The organism is Aeoliella mucimassa, assembly GCF_007748035.1.
In the GTDB taxonomy this organism is placed as follows: domain Bacteria; phylum Planctomycetota; class Planctomycetia; order Pirellulales; family Lacipirellulaceae; genus Aeoliella; species Aeoliella mucimassa.
Genome location: NZ_CP036278.1, coordinates 2,009,323 through 2,026,393 on the forward strand (window position 1 = coordinate 2,009,323; position 17,071 = coordinate 2,026,393).

A 17,071-nucleotide genomic window follows, 5' to 3' on the forward strand; every position below is an offset into this window, starting at 1 on the left:
TTTGCTTAAGCTGCGTACTTTTGCCAGTAGTCTTCCCAGCAGCCGCGTTGGCTGAGGTAGAGGGCGCGGAGGTGGCACACGGCGTTTGAGCCGTGCTGGCTCCAGCGCATGCCGCTTTGCTTCAAGCGCCCCGCCACGACGGTTTTGCACGCGCTCTCGACCGGGCCGCTGCCGATCTGCCAGCCGTGGGCCACGTAGCGGGGGTAGTTCATCTTGTGCTGGTGGTTTTGGAAGTATCGCAGGCAGGTCGTATAAGCTTCGCGTTGAGCGGAAGACCAGTTGGTCTTCTCCAGCGACTGCAACATCCACACGATGCTCAAGCCTCCTTGGTGCTTCAGCCGGTGACACCACGATGCCAACTGAGCAGTGCGATGCTCCTCGTCGTCCGGATAGAGCGACTGGCTTAATTCCACCAGGTACTCACTCGCGTGCCAGAAGTCGAGGATCCGCTCCGCACGCGGGAAGTGCACTCGCAAGAACTCTTCTAAACCAGCACCGCCATCCGAGATCGCGATCTGCTGCTCTGCCTCGTCCCACCCAACCGCGGCGGCTTGGCGACGCAGTTGCCGCCCAAGTTCCGGGAGTTCATAAAACCCCGATAAATACCGCACCGAATGCGGGTCGGGCGAGCGAGCATCCTGCTCGCTGTTTATGTTGTAAATCATGCCGACGTACGCCATGCGGCCCTCGGCCTGCGCGCCACGAGGGCCTTGCTGTCGCACGCCTGTGGCGTCGAGACTCACGTACGCGCACGTCTTGCCATGCGCATCGCGTTGCCAGGCGAACGGCTCTGTGTTGCCAAACGTCTCGCCTTCGGCGAGTAACGTTTGGAGACGCTCGCCAGCGTCTTCGGTGACTCGTTCGACGGTCGACTCGCTGACTTTCAGTCCACACAGTTTACGAAGTGTCACTTCGCTCGACTGAGCGAAGCTCGTTTGCACGCCGGCGATGCTCACCACCTGGGCCGCGGCCGGACTAAACTTTCGCTTGCCGAGTCCCAACGTTTTGTCCCGCGGAAACAATCCGTGACGGCACCGGCGGCAGTGGTAGTAGTGACGCCTCACTTGCAGTGGGCCGAGCAGGCTATCGACCCACCGCGAGCGAACGTTCACGCAGCGGGCGTCGCCATTGCAGGTCGGGCAGACGCAGCTAGCTTTCTCGTACCCGTCCCTTTTTTTGTCGCTCGTTGGCGACTGTTTCCAAGGCCTTGGCTCCGAGTGCATGCACTCGGTCGCGGAGGTCGAACTCCGTCTGCCCAAACAGATTCGAGTCGTCCTTGCCAGCGAGCGCCTTCGCGATCCGCCGGCGTTCCTGCTCGAAGCAATCTCCCAGCAGCTCGTAAACTCGCTGCTCCTCTTCGTTTAGCTCGATTGGCTCACGCGGCGAATAGGCCATGATCATCTCCTGGCGTGTGGCAAAATAGGAAGAGTCACCCGGCACAATATATTAGAACCGATTTCATGCCTACTTTCGAGACGCTTACACAAGCCCGACTATTATGCTTACTTTTTGTGGCGGATTTCACCCCCTGGGGTGATATTCATTGCGCAAATTGGGTTGCATACTTGGAGGGCTGCGATCGAGAAGGGGACTAAGGTTGTCAGCAACAAGTGATGCTTTGAGCGAAGTTGGACGACCAGCGGGGAGGGGAGCTGTCGGGTACATGCTCGCTTGGCATTTGGGGGGCAGGCGTGTAGGGTCGATAAAAGGGGGGCCCTACACGTCGACCTACCTTCTTTCTCAGGGGGATACTCGATTGCTGTTCTTCAACCACCGCTTTGGGATCTAGGGGGTTGGACAACTTGCTCATCTTGCCTCGAGTAATAGCCATCTATCGACTGTGATTTTGGTGTGGCCTTTCAGCCATTGCCTGTTAGCGGGGTGAGGGTCGCCCGGTAGTAAGCGATATGGCGCGCCTCGAAATACTGGTTGCCAGGCTGTTGCAGTAGTAAAATAGCTGCGGCGACCCGCCGAATCACCGACCTTTTCCGCAACACTGGCCCCAAGTCTTGCAATCGGTTTCATGCGACTTGCGAACGCCGTTCAGACGGCTAGTATGAGATCATCAACCTATTTAGTTTTAGCGACACAATCGCTACAGGCGTAGCTTTTCTTAACTGTTCCTCATTGAAGCGGTGGCGGGGGTTCACTTTTTCTAGTGCGATCGAGGTTCCCCATTCGGGTGCCATGATCAGCCGGCGGTTTCTTATTGCGCTCCATTGTTTTCCCACGGGATCACAAGTGCGCTCGTGCTTCGAGCACCACAAACTTTTCCAGCAGTATTCAGGAGTTGCGTAATACGATGGCTACTTCTCGTTTAGCATCCAAGGTTTCTATGAACACAGTGGCGCTGTCCATCGCTCTGATGGTCGCCGGAAGCCAAACGCTACTGGCGCAAAGCGGTACCTGGACCAGCGCAACAGGGGGCGACTACGCTTCGGCGAGCAATTGGGCAGGCGGCACCATCGCTGGCGGTGCCGGCAACACGGCCGACATGAGTACGCTCGACGTGGTCGACTACGCTTCGATCATTGTCGACTCGCCAATTACCTTGGGACACTTGAGTTTCGGCGACACCAACATTACCACGCCAGGCGTGTGGGATATGTCGACTACCAATAACTCGGGCATCGTGCTCGACAACAACGGCGCCTCGCCCACGATTACCGTTGGTCAGCTCGGCGTGGTGGAAGCCGACGGCGCCGACGACGTGATTCTCGGCTACGACAACGAACTCGACGAAAACGACGTCCTTTCGGTCACCGGTTCGTCCGGCTTTACCAAGTTGGGAGCCGGCATCATCACGTTTGGTTTTGACCTGAGCGGTCTGACGGGCCCCATCAACATCAACGAGGGGACCGTACGCATCGCGGATACCTACGGAGAGGCGAGCTCGCCGATCACGATGAGCAACAATACCCGCCTCGAACAAACCAATGCGTCGGGAAGCACGGCATTTACCGACGTTACCGTGGAAGCGGGCGCTTCGGCGACGATTCAAATGCTGCGTGGTTCGAACTGGCTTACCGACGTTCGTCCAGCGGGAGCCGGTGCGACCTTCAATCTCGAAACCGAGCGAGATGCGACCACCGTCACTGCCCAAGGTGATTGGCTTGGAGCTGGTGGTGGTTTCGCAGTCGCAAATCTGGTGAACCAAGAAGCTGCGGATGGCCCAAGTTGGTTCCGCGCTCGCTTTAACCGCTCGGGGGCACCCTCCGGCGCGATGTTTGCCAGTACCGAAGTGAATCTCACCGCGTTTAACTTGGTGTATCAAACCAACTCGTACGGCAACAACGTGGAACTCGGCGCACTGAACGGCGACGCCGGCTCGTCCCTCTACGGCGGCCACAACGGCAGCGGCGGTAGCGCCCCGCGGTACATCATTGGTGGTCTCAACACCGACAGCAATTTCGCCGGCACGATCGTCGGCAACAGTGCTCAAGGTGGTATCTCGATCGAGAAAGTCGGCACCGGTACCCATACCTTCTCTGGCATGTTCGATGGCGACTCGTTGATTGCTTCGAGCACCGATATCGGTCGCCAAGGCGGAGTGATTCGCGTCACCGAAGGCACGCTGGCATTTACCGACGCGATCGACTCGATTCCCGGCGGGGCAGGTACCGACAAGTCGACCGTCGACGTTCTGGCGGGCGCGGTGCTTGATGTTTCTGGCACCGACTCGACCTTCTCCAGTTCTCCGTTGCAACAATTTCAAGGGAGCGGGACGATTGTCGGTGATTTCAATCACGACGAAGGCGACATCCGCCCTGCCGATGTGTCGACCCCCGACAACGACACCACGCTCACCAACGTGCCGATCCCGACCATTGGTACCATCACCTTCGATGGCAATCTTGCCTTTAACGGCGGTACTGTGGTGTTCGACATGAGCGAAACTCCCGGCACCGACGACTTGGTCCAGGTCACCGGTTCCACCAGTGTCTCCGGCGGCGGTATCGTCGACCCGAACTTCATGGGCGCGGCTCCCGCCCCGGGCGAGACTTACACCTTCCTGACATCGACCGGCGGTTTTAGCGACGCAGTAAGTGGTTGGACAGTCAACTGGCCCGGTCGCGGTGCGAAGCCGAGCGTGTTTATTCAAGGCAACGACCTGAAGTTCACCACCACCGCGGTGGGAGCCTCGGCCGACCTGCTTTGGACCGGAGCGACGAACGATGCCTGGGACATCGAAGCTACGGTGAACTGGGAGAACATCAACAGCAGTGCTGCCGAAACGTTCTTCCAAGGCGATAACGTGACCTTCGACGATACCGGAGCGAACGTCGCGGTGGTGCTTGCTTCGGCCGTATCGCCGAATAACATGGTAATCGACTCCGATACGAACAACTACAGCTTCTCGGGGGCCTCGATTACCGCCACCGGCACACTGCTCAAGAGCGGTGCCAGTACGGTAACCTTCACCGAAGCCAACACGTTTACCGCCGCGGCGGTGGAAGACGGCGTCGTGGAACTCGCCGACATCGGTGGGGCCCTTGGTACCGGAACCCTCATGCTCGGGGCACCAGGAGCGGGGGCGACGATCAACACTACCGCCGCGGCACTGACGGTCAACGACATCGTACTCTCAGGCGGCGACAATGTGATTCGCGCCGATAGCGGAGCTGTATTCTATCCTGCCGCTCTGTCGGGTAGCGGCAACCTGGAGTTCGCTAGCGATTCCACCGATTTGCGACTCGACATCGGCGGAGTCGACTCCGCCCTGACTGGTACCATTACCATCGGTACCGATCCCGACGAGACCGAACCAGCCGAAGGCATGTGGGTTCGTATCAACGGCGCTGATAACGATTTTCCAAACGCCGACGTAGTGCTGGTTGACAACGCCCAAGTGGTCAATCGGGCTGGTTCAAGCACGGTCACCACCATTCAGCTTGGCTCGCTCACCGGCGAAGCCGGCACGCTGCTCACGCCCTTCGGCGGCGGCGGAGCCACGCCCGGCACGAACTGGGAAATTGGCAATACCGGCGCTTCCACCACGTTCGATGGCGTGATCGAAGATGGCGGCAACGGCTATCCCGACTCCGAGATCCCGGCTCAAGGATATGTCACCAAGGTCGGTTCCGGTACGCTGACCCTCACGGGCCTGAATACCTACACCGGTGATACAACAGTCAGCGGAGGTACGCTCAGCGTCACCAACGCCTACCTCGCCGACACGGCCGATGTGTACATGGAAACCGGCGCGTTGTTCGATCTTAGTTTCTCCGGTACCGACGTGATCGACTCGTTGTTCCTCGACGGGGTCTCGCAACTCACCGGTATCTACGGCAGCAGTGCCGACATGCCGGCCGGGGCCGACTACTACGTCGACTACCTGACTGGCCTCGGGTTGCTTGAAGTCACTACCTACGTCGCCCCACCAGTGCTTCCGGGCGACTACAACTACGATGGCATCGTGAACCTGGCCGATTATACCGTGTGGCGCGACAATCTTGGTGCTGCGGAAGGCACGTTGGGCGTGAACGACACGGTCGGCGGAGCCATCGGTTTGGACCAGTACGATTTGTGGAAAGGCAACTTCGGTGCCACGGCCGCCGCGGCTTCGCTTAGTGATCAAGCGAACGTGCCCGAGCCTGCCTCGGCAGTGGTTTGCCTGCTATTGGTAACCCTTGGAGTGGCAGCCCGCCGCTGCAGCATCAAGTAGTGGAGTGTCAGGTCGTCGGTGAAACGTGTGTCGGCCCTGGCTGGCATACCTTCCACCGAACGATCGCTTTCGGACGCACGGAATCGCATTTCCTTTTCTCTCGCGTGATTACTCACCTTGGACTCTCTTCCTCTGGAGCGACTAATGAAACGACTACAACCGAAACGCTGGCTCGTGGCCTGGGCCGGTGCCGCCTTAGCCTGTTACTTGGCTGGTCCCGCAACCGCGGCTACCATTTCACTCGATTCCAGTAGCGACACTTGGATTCGCGATGGGCGGAGCTACTCGGCCAACGGGATCGACGGAGTACTCGACGCCCGCACTGAGTTTGTGCCGTACGTGCAGTTCGATATGTCGGGCCTCGATATCGACAGCATCACCGATGCCGCGCTGCGACTTTGGAAAGTGCCCAGCGCCCGGAACGATACGATCGTCACGGGACGCTACGCGACTTATGGTTTGAGCGACCTGCCAGGCAACACCCTGCAGAACTGGCACGAAACCGATGATTTCGATCCCGGCGATGCGACCAACGGGCTCGACTTCCGCAATACCGGTGCCGAATGGAGTCCCAATTACACCGCGACGACCGGTACCCAGGCCAACGGTATCGACCGCGATTTGCTCACGAGCCTTGATATGGAAGATGGAGCCAATGTGGTCGAAAGCGTCAACAACTCGACCGGCGAGATCGTGCTCACCGGTGCCGATCTGATCGCCTTCCTCAACTCGCGAGCCGACGACAACGGGCTAGTCACGTTCTTGTTGCCGGTCGAGGCCGATGGTGGTCGCGGGTGGGGCATTGCTTCGAAAGAGAATGTGGATTCCGCACTGCATCCGCAGTTGGATCTTACCTACTCGGCGAACGTGCCCGAGCCCACCTCGTTGGTACTTTGCGGCTTGGCCGGAGCCATGCTGCTGGTCGCCCGTCGTCGTGGCTAACTAGCAAACCTTTACCACCTCCTTCGCTGGCGATCGCCGAGTGCCGGGCAGCAAACTCGTCGGTCGCCACGAGGGAGGAGTGGTAACTTTTCGCGATTATTGGACCCCGGGATTCGACATGCTTCGCTTACAATTTACGACCCCGCTACGGCGAGCTACCGCTCTGCCGTTTTTTGCGTTTACTATGCTCCTGTTTGGCTCCATTGCTGTGGGGGCCGATCTCAACGTAATCGACCATGGTGCAACGCCTGGCGGGCAAGCTCTTTGCACGCAGGCCATCCAGCAAGCCATCGACACCGCGGCCGACGACGGGGGAGGGCGGGTTGTCGTGCCGGCCGGCGTGTTCAAGACCGGCGCGTTGTTCCTCAAACAGGGGGTCGAGCTGCATCTGGCCGACGACGCAGTGCTGCTCGGTTCGACCGACCTGGCCGACTATCCGAAGCGAGTCACTCGTATCGAAGGGCATTTTGAGCCCTGGCGGCCCGCGCTGGTGAATGCCGAAGGGATGTCGCGAGTTGCGATCACCGGCCAAGGCACCCTCGATGGCAACGGCAAACCCTTCTGGGCCGCTTTCTGGAAACGCCGCAAAGAGAACCCCAAGTGCACGAATCTCGAAGTTGAACGCCCTCGGTTGATGTTCATCGATGGTGCTTCTGAGGTGCTTGTGCAAGGTATCCACTTCAAAGACTCCGGCTTCTGGAACTTGCACGTTTATCGGTGTCGCAATGTGGTGATCGATGGCATCACCATCACCGCTCCCCATGGCGATCCGCCACAGATTACCGACATTTCGCAGCCCTGGGACGAGATCTCCATCGACCGGGCCCCCAGCTCCGACGGCATCGATGTCGATAGCTGCCAGGGAGTGACCATTCGCAACTGTACCATCTCGGTCGGCGACGACTGCATCGCGTTGAAGGGATCGAAGGGGCCGCTTGCCATGCAGGACGAGTCGAGTCCTCCGGTGGAGAACGTGCTGGTGACCGATTGCAATTTCGAGAACGGCCATGGCATGCTCACCTGCGGTAGCGAGGCCACCATCATCCGCAACGTGGTGGTCCGCCGGTGCCGAGTGGGCAACGGAGTACCGATGGTGCGTTACAAACTGCGACCCGATACGCCGCAGCTCTACGAGAACTTCGTATTCGAAGACCTGGAACTCGCGGGCGCCCAAGCGTTGTTCGACGTCAAACCATGGCGGCAGTTCTTCGACCTCGGCGACCACGCCCCGCCTGTCTCCACGGTGCAGAACGTAGTGATTCGTAACCTCACCGGCAACGTGCGATCGCTCGGCGAGCTGCGCGGTAACGAGGGGGACGTGATTCGCAACTTGACCATCGAGAACGTCGACCTGTCGACCGAGAAGCCAGGCTTCCGCATCGGTGATGTCGAGGGACTCGTTGCCAAGCAGGCCTTCGTCGACGGCAAGCCGCTCGTTTGGGAGCAACCGTAGCGGGGTCCAATTCGATCGGCGGGCAGAATGACACTGAAGATGGGGGAGAAGCGAGGTCGGTGCGAGTAAGCCTCGCGAAACGCAACAGGCCGCCAATCACGCGGATTGGCGGCCTGGGGATTCGCGAGTCTTTCACAACTCTTGCCGATGAGACGACCTGCTGGCTATCGTCGCATCGGGCGTCGAATGCGGGTTGTTAGTTCTTCGACTTCAGCTCGATCGTAAAGTCGTTACCGCCCGATTCCACGTCGTATTCCAAACCCGACGAGTCGGGCGAGGTATAGAACAGCGGAATCAGCGATCCCGAGTCGACCGAACCATCGGGCTGGTCGTACTTCGGTGGCCAGTTGGCCTTGGAATAAGCCATCACGGCCACTTTGTGCTTGCCCAGCAAGGCTCCGTCGGAGTCGCTAAAAGTGCCAAGCCTAAATGTTCCGTCGCTGGCAATCTCGCCTTCGGCCACCTTGCCATTTTCAGGGCGAAATATCACTTTGCCTTGCGAGAGAGGGTTTCCATCCAGCAGTACGGTGCCGGTTACTTTGGCAGTTTCGGGGCCTCCTCCACACCCTAAGCTAGGGAGCAGGGAGACCCCGACTGCCATGATAATCGTACGCATGATCCGAGTTGGTTTATCTACAGGTGCCTGGAGCATTGGTATCACTTGGAGCTAGAAGCCAGATTCGTAGATGTCGCCCGAATCGCGGCTGGCCATCGGCCGCAGCACTCCTTCGAGGCTCACGTCTTCGCTGATAAAGTGCACCGACGCATCGCACATCAGGATGTTTACTCCGCCGGGATGCTCGCTACCGAGACTCAAGTCGGTGAGTGGGTAGCTGGTCGGCGAGGCGGTTTGTGGATCGCCATCGCCGGGAGTGTAGTAAGCCGCTGCTTTGATGGGGTGGTACACGTTCTTGGCGTTGAATACCCAACCACGAGAGTGACGGATTTTATCCTTGGAATTGGGGTCCTGGTAACGACCACTAAGGCTGCCGACGATCCAGGGCATCGAAGCCCCGGCTTGCCAAGACAGTTCGCCGAGCATCATGGTGTTCGAAGTGCCATCGGTAATGCGGGCCAGCTTCATATTGTTAAACGGATAGATCGCACCGTTAATCGCGACTCCGCCCGAGCTGCCAGATCCACCACAACTGTACTGGGTATAGGTATTCTCGGGGAAATTGAAGCGGGCACCACGACCACCACCGGAGGGAGGGCACGCCGAAATGGTGTTGCCCTCTTCGTCAGGGCCAGGCTTGGCACCCATGATCGGTACGTAGTGCGGCATCAGATCGGTTTCGGCATAGTCCGGAATCGACGAGCCATCGGGCTTGGCCGGCGCAGACGTGAACTCGGTCCATTGCACCTGGGCGGCCGAAGGACATCGCAACTGCGGTACGGGAGTCCAATACGCGACCCCGTTAGCACCTTGCGACCAGTGTTGGTCGGGGTCGATCAGGTCGACCAGCACCTGGTTCTCCATGAATGGCATCAACCGCGCATGGGCGCTGAGGGCCGTGGGAGCGTCGGCGTGCGGGGGAAGCTTTCCATAGGTGTCGGCATAGTTATGAGCCGCGATGCCGAGCTGTCTTAGACGATTCGCACAGTCCATGTGTCGCGCGGCTTCACGGGCTGCTTGCACGGCCGGCAGAAGCAACGCGACCAGGATGCCGATAATGGCGATCACCACCAGTAGCTCGACAAGCGTAAAGGCGCTTTGCGAGCCGCGCAACCGTCCATCCATACGGCGATAACGCCACAGAGTCTTGAACATCGAAAAGCTCCAGCCTGGGAGGCCCCTTATTGGCGACCTCGAACGAGGGAAAAGTCGAGAAGTTGAATCTTCGCGTTGGAAATCGTTTGAAAAGCTTGGATAGAGGAGAGCCGTCCCGCCCGCTATCGCGTCCGACTAAAAAAATTATACAGATGCGATTTAGCCGGCCAATTGGTTTGGGCTGCGATTGCGAAATATGGCCTAGAGGTTGCGGGAATTAACTCGGCAATATGGTGTGACTCGACAAATGGTCTAGATATAATAAATCTTTAGAGAGTGCACGGCAGGCGAGCGTCAGGTGTACGTGCAACAGAAGGCACTCGCTGTGCGTTGTTGGCAGCTTGTGATCGTCGCAAAGCTTCGCCTGTCGCGCGGTGAGTGCAACTCGCTATCGGCGGTCTCGTTTGTCTACTCTCCTCATGGCGAATGCGGTGTCGCGCTGACGCAAGCATTCGCAACTTTTCAACGGCGCGGAACTCTTCCCACAGAGCGCTCGCGCCGCAGGTGGAACGTCGGAACAGGTATCGCACCATGCAACATTCGTCGCGCTCCAAAGCGAAAGCGCCTCATCGTAGTCGTAAGCTCATGTTCGAATCGCTCGAAGCGCGGCAGTTGTTGTCGGTCACCACGCTTTCGGCCAGCGACGATACCTACCTGCGCTCCGGCTATAGCAATGGCGGAGTCGACGTGCTCGACTCCCGCTACAGCTTTGTACCTTACATTAAGTTTGACCTCTCGCAGCTCAATATCGATGAGATCACCTCGGCGACGCTCACGGTCACCAAAGTGGCCAGCGTGCGGAACGACGCGATCAACGAAGGTCGCTTCGCCGTGTATGGTCTCGCCGACCTGGCTGGTAACACGCCGCAAGATTGGAACGAGTCGACACTCGTCGCCGGCACGAACAACGGGGCGGAGTGGAACGACGACAGCAGCACCAATGGCATCGACCGCTCTCGGCTTACTTCACTCGACCCCGAGGATGGTGCCGACGTCACCGAGACCATCAACAACAGCACCGGAGCGGCCCAGACCCTTACGGGAACTGCGTTGGTCGACTTTCTCAACTCGCGCGTCGACGACGACGGTTTTGTGACCTTTGTGATTCCCGTCGAAGCCGACGGTCGCGGGTACGGGCTCGCCAGCAAGGAATACGCCGACCAGAGCATGCACCCCACGCTCGAGATCACCTACGACGAAGGCTCCGGCGGCGGCGACTCAAACGATCCCTACCCAGAGAACCCCACTCGATTTGCCCGCCAGGTCGAGCAGCTCAATCGCGGAGTGGTCGCGCTGCGAACTTCATCGTCGAGCGTGATGCTCAGCTGGCGGCTGCTGGGCGACGATGCCGCCGACATCGGTTTTAATGTCTATCGATCGACTAGCGGGCGCGATTCCTACAAGCTCAATAGTGCGGTCATCACCGACGCGACGATGTTCGTCGACAACTCGGCCAGCGACGCGTTCAGTTACCTCTACACGGTGGTGCCGGTCGTTGATGGGGTGGAACTTGCCAGCAGCGAGACCTACTGGCTCGACTCCACGACCGATGTGCAGCAACATATCGACATCCCGCTGGTGATTCCCCCGAGCGGAGTCACCCCCACCGGCGAGAGCTACACCTACTCGGCCAACGATGCGACCGTCGCCGACCTGGATGGCGATGGCCAATATGAAATCATCCTGAAGTGGGACCCCTCGAACGCGCAAGACAACTCCAAGCCCGGCTACACCGGCAACGTGTACGTCGACGCCTACACGCTCGAAGGAGAGCTGCTCTGGCGGATCGACCTCGGCGTGAACATCCGCGCCGGCGCGCACTACACTCAGATGCTCGCCTACGATTTCAACGGCAACGGTCGCGCCGAGGTCGTACTGCGAACCGCGCCCGGCACTGTCGATGGCCAAGGCAACTACGTGCTGCTCAACGACGACAATCCCCAGGCCGACTATCGCAACTCGGGTGGCTACATCCTCACCGGCCCGGAGTACCTAACCGTGTTCGATGGCTATACCGGCGGCGAGCTGGCGACCATCAACTTTCCGCTCGAACGCAACGACGTGAGTTCTTGGGGCGACAACTACGGCAACCGAGCCGACCGGTTTCTGGCCGCGGTCGCGTACGTCGATGGCACACGGCCGAGCATTGTCTGGGCGCGGGGCTATTATGGTCCCCGTAGCGGCTATCAGGCACGTAACGAGCTGGTCGCTCTCAACTGGCGGGATGGCGAGCTCACGCAGGTCTGGCGGTTCAATGCCGCCACCAATGGTGAGAACTCCGAGTACATCGGGCAGGGAGCCCACTCCATGGTCGTGGCCGACGTCGATGGCGACGGCTACGACGAAATCGTGTACGGCGCTTCGGTCATCGACCACGATGGCACCGGGCTGTACTCCACTGGCTTAGGGCATGGCGATGCGCTGCACGTATCGGACATGGACCCCACAAACCCAGGGCTTGAGATCTTCATGGTCCACGAGTCACCTGGTGCCTACGAATCGCAGGGACGCGACGCCGGGGCCGAGGTGCACGACGCCATGACAGGCGAGCTGCTGGTGCAGGTTCCCTCGAACAACGATGTCGGCCGCGGCGTCGCCGGCGACATCGATCCCAACCACGAAGGCTACGAGTTCTGGGCCACCACCGACGAGGGCACGCGCTACATCTACAACGTCTCCGGCGACGCCCTGTACGAAACGCCGGGCAACATGATGGTCAACTTCCTGGTCTACTGGGATGGCGACCTGTCGCGGGAACTGCTCGACGGCACCACCGTTTCGGAATGGAACAACCCGGGCCGTACGAACCTGCTGTCGTACTCGGCGAGCAGTTTCAACAACACCGGGCATCTGGCGAGCAACAACAGCACTAAGAGCACTCCCTCGTTGGTGGCCGACCTGCTCGGCGACTGGCGCGAGGAGATCGTCTGGCGGCGGGCCGATAACTCGGCCTTGGAGATCTGGATCTCAGCCACCCCGACCGACACCCGCCTGACCACGTTGATGCACGACACGCATTACCGCGAAGCGGTGGCTACGCAGAACTCGGCTTACAACCAGCCGAACCATACCAGCTACTGGATCGGCGAGGGGATGACCACCCCGCCGCAGCCGCTGATCTATTACGGCGGCACTCTGCCTGGCGACTACAACCAAGACGGAGCGGTGAGTCTCGCCGACTACACCGTGTGGCGCGACTGGCTCGGTAGCACCACCAATCTCGCTGCCGATGGCGATCACAACGGAGTGATCGACGATGCCGACTACCAGATTTGGAAACAGAACTTCGGGGCCGTGCTCGACGAGGTGCCGAGCTTCTCGTCGCGAGAGCTCGCAAGCTTGTCGACCACCGTGTCGGCTTCCACCGCTGCCACCGATACGCCGGTGATGGCCGAGCCCAGCCCGTCTCTGGCGGCTGCGTTTGCTGCGTTCGGTAGCGAATCGCAAGCTCCGAGCCCCAAGGCAATCGGTCCTCAGCCGCTGGAGCAACCTGCTGCGAGTAATCTCGACCTGCAGATAATGGTTCGCCAGCACGCTCAGCAGGCGACGGAGCAATCGTTCGCCCGCCGCGACCACCGGGCTCGCCAAGCTGCCTCAATGTCCTTGTCCACATCCTCGGACTCTTCATCATCCGGTAGCTTGCCGCATTGGATTCCTCTGGTCGGCCCGCTGCGCGAGTTCTCCTAATCCACATACTTCTAACGGGAGAGAAGCCTCCTGGCTTGCCTCCCCAGCTCGTTTGCCCCAGTACCAGCCGCCATGCACCGCACCAAGTCACGTCGCACGCTTCGGGCAACCTCGTCGAAGCTCCGCATCGAGCCGCTCGAACCTCGCATCGCCCTCACGGTGGTCACGCTGCAAGCGAGCGCCGACACCTACACCCAGGCGGGAGTCGGCGCCGGCAGTGCCGAGGTGTTCGACCTGATCGACGGCAACGGCGGATTCGCCGATCGCATGGCCTACGTGCAGTTCGACCTTAGCGGGCTGTCGCTCGACTCGCTCGAGTCGGCCACCTTGTCGTTCGTCAAGCAGCCGAATCTAGCTGGTGGGCGCAGCGACTATGTCACCACCGACCGGTTCGACGTGTACGGGCTGCTCGACCTCGCTGGCAACACTCCGCAGGGTTGGAACGAAGCGACGCTGGCCGAAGGCAACCTGGGAGCCGAGTACACCAACACCAGCGGCAACGGGCTCGACACCGCGCGACTTCAGAATCTCAACCAAGAGACCGGTGCCGACGTCATCGAAAGCGTGATCAACGCCGATGGCAGCCCTTCGTCGATCACCGGGCCCGACCTGGTTGCGTTTCTACAGCAGCGGGCCGATGCCAACGGACTGGTGACCTTCATTACCTATGTTGATGCTGGCAACGTGCGCGGCTACGCGTTTGGCACCCGGGAGAATCCCAACGCAGCCGTTCGCCCAACGCTTGAGTTGGAGTTCCCCAGCGATCCGCTGCCCGATCCCTATCCCGATGAGCCCGTCGTGTTGCCGCGGCAGATGGAGAAGCTCGACCGGGGAGTCATCGCCATGCGCACCAGCAGCAGTTCGGCCTACGTCGGCTGGCGATTGCTGGGCGACGATCCGGCGGGCGTCGGCTTTAATCTCTATCGCTCTACCAACAACGGCACCGCTTACAAACTCAACGCGACTCCGATCACCAACACCACCGACTACGTCGATAACTCGGCTAGCAGTGCGTTCAGCTACACCTACTCGATCCGCCCGGTGATCGATGGGGTCGAGCAAGCAGCGAGCGAAACCTACACGCTGCTTTCGAGCACCGCGGCTCAGCAGTTTATCGAGGTGCCGATCGTCGCCCCACCCGATACCATCGTGAACGGTGAGAACTGGCACTACACGGCCAACGACGCCAGCGTGGGCGACCTCGATGGCGATGGCGACTACGAGGTGGTGCTCAAGTGGACGCCCGAAATCACCAATCCAAATCCCGATACCAATTATTTGTACGCTCCTACGGCCAACATGTATGTCGACGCGTACGACATGGATGGCACGCTGCTCTGGCGAATCGACGCGGGCCCAAACATTCGCACCATTGCCAGTTCGCTGCAGTTTATCGTGTACGATCTCGATGGCGATGGCCGCGCCGAGGTGGCCATGAACTCCGCCGATGGCACCACCTCGTACCATGCCATGAACGACGGCGGGCGGTTGAGTTTCTCCACCAACGATGTCGTGGGCGATCCGAATGCCAACTGGGTCGATCCCTCCGGCTGGATCACCACCGGGCCGGAGTACCTGACCGTGTTCGATGGTTACACCGGCGACGTGCTCGCCAGCACCAACCTGCTGCCCGCCCGCGGCACCGTAACCGACTGGGGCGACAACTACGGCCACCGCTCGACCACCCATAAATACGTGGTCGCTTACCTCGACGGGCAGCACCCGAGTCTCGTCACCGGCCGAGGCATCTATCATGGCCAGGCCCAGTATGGCACCGCCAAAACGGAACTGACCGCCTGGAACTTTGGCGACGGCCAACTGACCGACCTGTGGTCCTTCACCGCGACCGAAGGCACCGGCAACGACGTGAACGCCGACTACGTAGGGCAGGGCAATCAGGCGGTGAGTGTTGCCGACGTCGATGGCGATGGCTACGACGAAGTCATCTGGGGAGCGATGGTGGTCGATCAGGATGGCACCGGGCTGTACAGCACCGGTCGCGGGCATGGCGACGCGCTGCACGTGGCCGACATGGACCCCGACAATCCCGGCCTCGAGATCTTCGAGCCGCACGAAAGTCCCGGCGAGTACGGATTGGCCGGCGGCGACTATCGCGACGCGATGACCGGCGAACTGCTGATTGGCATCGAGACCACCGGCGACGTCGGTCGCGGGGTAGCGTTCGACATCGATCCCAATTACCCGGGCTACGAGTTCTGGACCTCGTACGTCGAGCCGGGCAACAGCGGGCCGACCATTTACAACGTGCAAGTGGGAGCCATTTACGAAGCTCCATCGAACGTGCACATGAACTTTGGCATCTGGTGGGATGCCGACCCGCTGCGTGAAACCCTCGATGGCACCACGATTTCGAAATGGCATTACGAGTGGGCGAACCCAGGCCGGCAGAACCTGGTGTCGTACGGCAACAGCGGCATCAACAACAACGCAGGGCTCAGCAGCAACAACGGCACCAAGCGTAATCCCAGTTTAACGGCCGACCTGTTTGGCGACTGGCGCGAGGAGGTCATCTGGCGGCGGGCCGATAATTCGGCGCTTGAAATCTGGTCGACGACCATTCCTTCGACCATGCGACTACCGACGCTCATGCACGACCTGCAGTACCGCGAAGCGGTCGCCTGGCAGAACGTCTATTACAATCAGCCGCCGCACCCTAGCTACTTTATTGGTGCGGGGATGGGCGAGGCGCCGACCCCGCCGCTTTTCTTCGGCGGAGAACTCTCTGGCGACTATAACCAGGATGGCGTCGTGAACCTCGGCGACTACACCGTGTGGCGCGACTGGCTCGGTAGCACTACCAACTTGGCCGCCGATGGCGATCACAACGGAGTGATCGACCAGGGAGACTACCAGGTATGGAAAGAGAACTTCGGCGCGGTCGCCCAAACGCCGCTGCTCAGCGGAGTGGCCGCGGCCTCATCGACGGAGTCCAGCAGCGAACCAGCGGTGGGGAGCCTATTGGCCGGGACTCCTACCGACAGCGCGGTGCCGGATACGACAGAGCCCACTAGCAACGCAGCGCCCGCCGACGGGCAGCCGAACATCGATGCGGCCGTGACTGGCGACACGGCCACCAGTAGTGCCAGCGGCGACTCGTCGAACAGCACCAGTGGACTGTCGCCGCTCGCGGCCAATCCTCTGGCAGTCAGTCTTGGTGAGGGTGGCAGACCAGTAAGCAGTCGATCGCATGCGTTGTCTGGTGCCCCCTCGGGTGGGGGTGTTTCTGAGACCTCCTCCGAGGTCGTTTCGCCTTCGGTTCCGCGTCAGACGCAGTCGCTTCCATTCACTTCTAGGAGTCTTGGCGCTCGCCAGACCAATGAGCAGCAGATGCGTGAGCATTTCGCACCGCAGCGTGGCCCGATCGGGGCCGATCGCCCGCTCGATTTGGCGTTTGCCGAATGGGGCGTTTCTCGCCAGTTTTAGCTGGAATTTGGCCACCCATCTGCTCTAATGATAAGTGGTCGCATGTATAGGTGTGACCCGCTGGCCGTGGTGGCTCAGCGACCACGACCGTATTGCCCCCACCCGGCCG

9 protein-coding genes are annotated in these 17,071 nt (G+C 60.3%); 5 read left to right on the top strand and 4 right to left on the bottom strand.

Annotated elements, in window-relative coordinates; all coding sequences use genetic code 11:
- Positions 1–5: 5 nt before the first annotated feature.
- The gene (locus tag Pan181_RS08135; RefSeq protein WP_231943638.1) at positions 6–1,112 is read right to left on the bottom strand and encodes an ISKra4 family transposase; all 1,107 of its coding nucleotides are present in this window, start codon (positions 1,110–1,112) and stop codon (positions 6–8) included.
- 37 nt (positions 1,113–1,149) lie between these two features.
- Positions 1,150–1,395, bottom strand: a complete 246-nt coding sequence (locus Pan181_RS08140) for a hypothetical protein (RefSeq protein WP_145246355.1) — start codon at positions 1,393–1,395, stop codon at positions 1,150–1,152.
- Between the two features lie 940 nt (positions 1,396–2,335).
- On the opposite strand from Pan181_RS08140, the gene Pan181_RS08145 reads away from it, so the two are divergent.
- The 3 genes from Pan181_RS08145 (at position 2,336) to Pan181_RS08155 (ending at position 8,060) form a co-directional block, all read left to right on the top strand.
- Complete coding sequence (locus Pan181_RS08145) at positions 2,336–5,665, top strand: beta strand repeat-containing protein (RefSeq protein ID WP_197529033.1); 3,330 nt, start codon at positions 2,336–2,338, stop codon at positions 5,663–5,665.
- 144 nt (positions 5,666–5,809) lie between these two features.
- Positions 5,810–6,607 (top strand): PEP-CTERM sorting domain-containing protein, encoded by a 798-nt coding sequence (locus Pan181_RS08150; RefSeq protein WP_145246357.1) that lies wholly within the window; start codon positions 5,810–5,812, stop codon positions 6,605–6,607.
- Between the two features lie 118 nt (positions 6,608–6,725).
- Positions 6,726–8,060 (top strand): glycoside hydrolase family 28 protein, encoded by a 1,335-nt coding sequence (locus Pan181_RS08155; RefSeq protein WP_145246358.1) that lies wholly within the window; start codon positions 6,726–6,728, stop codon positions 8,058–8,060.
- 196 nt (positions 8,061–8,256) lie between these two features.
- Here Pan181_RS08155 and Pan181_RS08160 read toward each other — a convergent pair whose 3' ends face one another.
- Positions 8,257–8,676: a hypothetical protein gene (locus Pan181_RS08160; RefSeq protein WP_145246359.1), complete on the bottom strand. Its 420-nt coding sequence runs from the start codon at positions 8,674–8,676 to the stop codon at positions 8,257–8,259.
- A 51-nt stretch (positions 8,677–8,727) separates the two neighbouring features.
- Positions 8,728–9,831: a DUF1559 domain-containing protein gene (locus tag Pan181_RS08165; protein ID WP_145246360.1), complete on the bottom strand. Its 1,104-nt coding sequence runs from the start codon at positions 9,829–9,831 to the stop codon at positions 8,728–8,730.
- Between the two features lie 531 nt (positions 9,832–10,362).
- On the opposite strand from Pan181_RS08165, the gene Pan181_RS08170 reads away from it, so the two are divergent.
- Positions 10,363–13,518, top strand: coding sequence for a rhamnogalacturonan lyase family protein (locus Pan181_RS08170; RefSeq protein ID WP_197529034.1), 3,156 nt, complete (start codon positions 10,363–10,365; stop codon positions 13,516–13,518).
- Between the two features lie 72 nt (positions 13,519–13,590).
- On the top strand, positions 13,591–16,962 hold the full coding sequence (locus Pan181_RS08175; protein ID WP_197529035.1) for a rhamnogalacturonan lyase family protein: 3,372 nt from the start codon (positions 13,591–13,593) through the stop codon (positions 16,960–16,962).
- The last annotated feature ends 109 nt before the right edge of the window (positions 16,963–17,071 follow it).

Excerpts from the sequence above, each read along its gene's own strand:
- Pan181_RS08175 (WP_197529035.1), top strand. The coding sequence starts at position 13,591 with ATGCACCGCACCAAGTCACGTCGCACGCTTCGGGCAACCTCGTCGAAG.
- Pan181_RS08170 (WP_197529034.1), top strand. The coding sequence starts at position 10,363 with ATGCAACATTCGTCGCGCTCCAAAGCGAAAGCGCCTCATCGTAGTCGT.
- Pan181_RS08150 (WP_145246357.1), top strand. The coding sequence starts at position 5,810 with ATGAAACGACTACAACCGAAACGCTGGCTCGTGGCCTGGGCCGGTGCC.
- Pan181_RS08165 (WP_145246360.1), bottom strand. The coding sequence starts at position 9,831 with ATGTTCAAGACTCTGTGGCGTTATCGCCGTATGGATGGACGGTTGCGC.
- Pan181_RS08155 (WP_145246358.1), top strand. The coding sequence starts at position 6,726 with ATGCTTCGCTTACAATTTACGACCCCGCTACGGCGAGCTACCGCTCTG.
- Pan181_RS08140 (WP_145246355.1), bottom strand. The coding sequence starts at position 1,395 with ATGGCCTATTCGCCGCGTGAGCCAATCGAGCTAAACGAAGAGGAGCAG.
- Pan181_RS08160 (WP_145246359.1), bottom strand. The coding sequence starts at position 8,676 with ATGCGTACGATTATCATGGCAGTCGGGGTCTCCCTGCTCCCTAGCTTA.
- Pan181_RS08145 (WP_197529033.1), top strand. The coding sequence starts at position 2,336 with ATGAACACAGTGGCGCTGTCCATCGCTCTGATGGTCGCCGGAAGCCAA.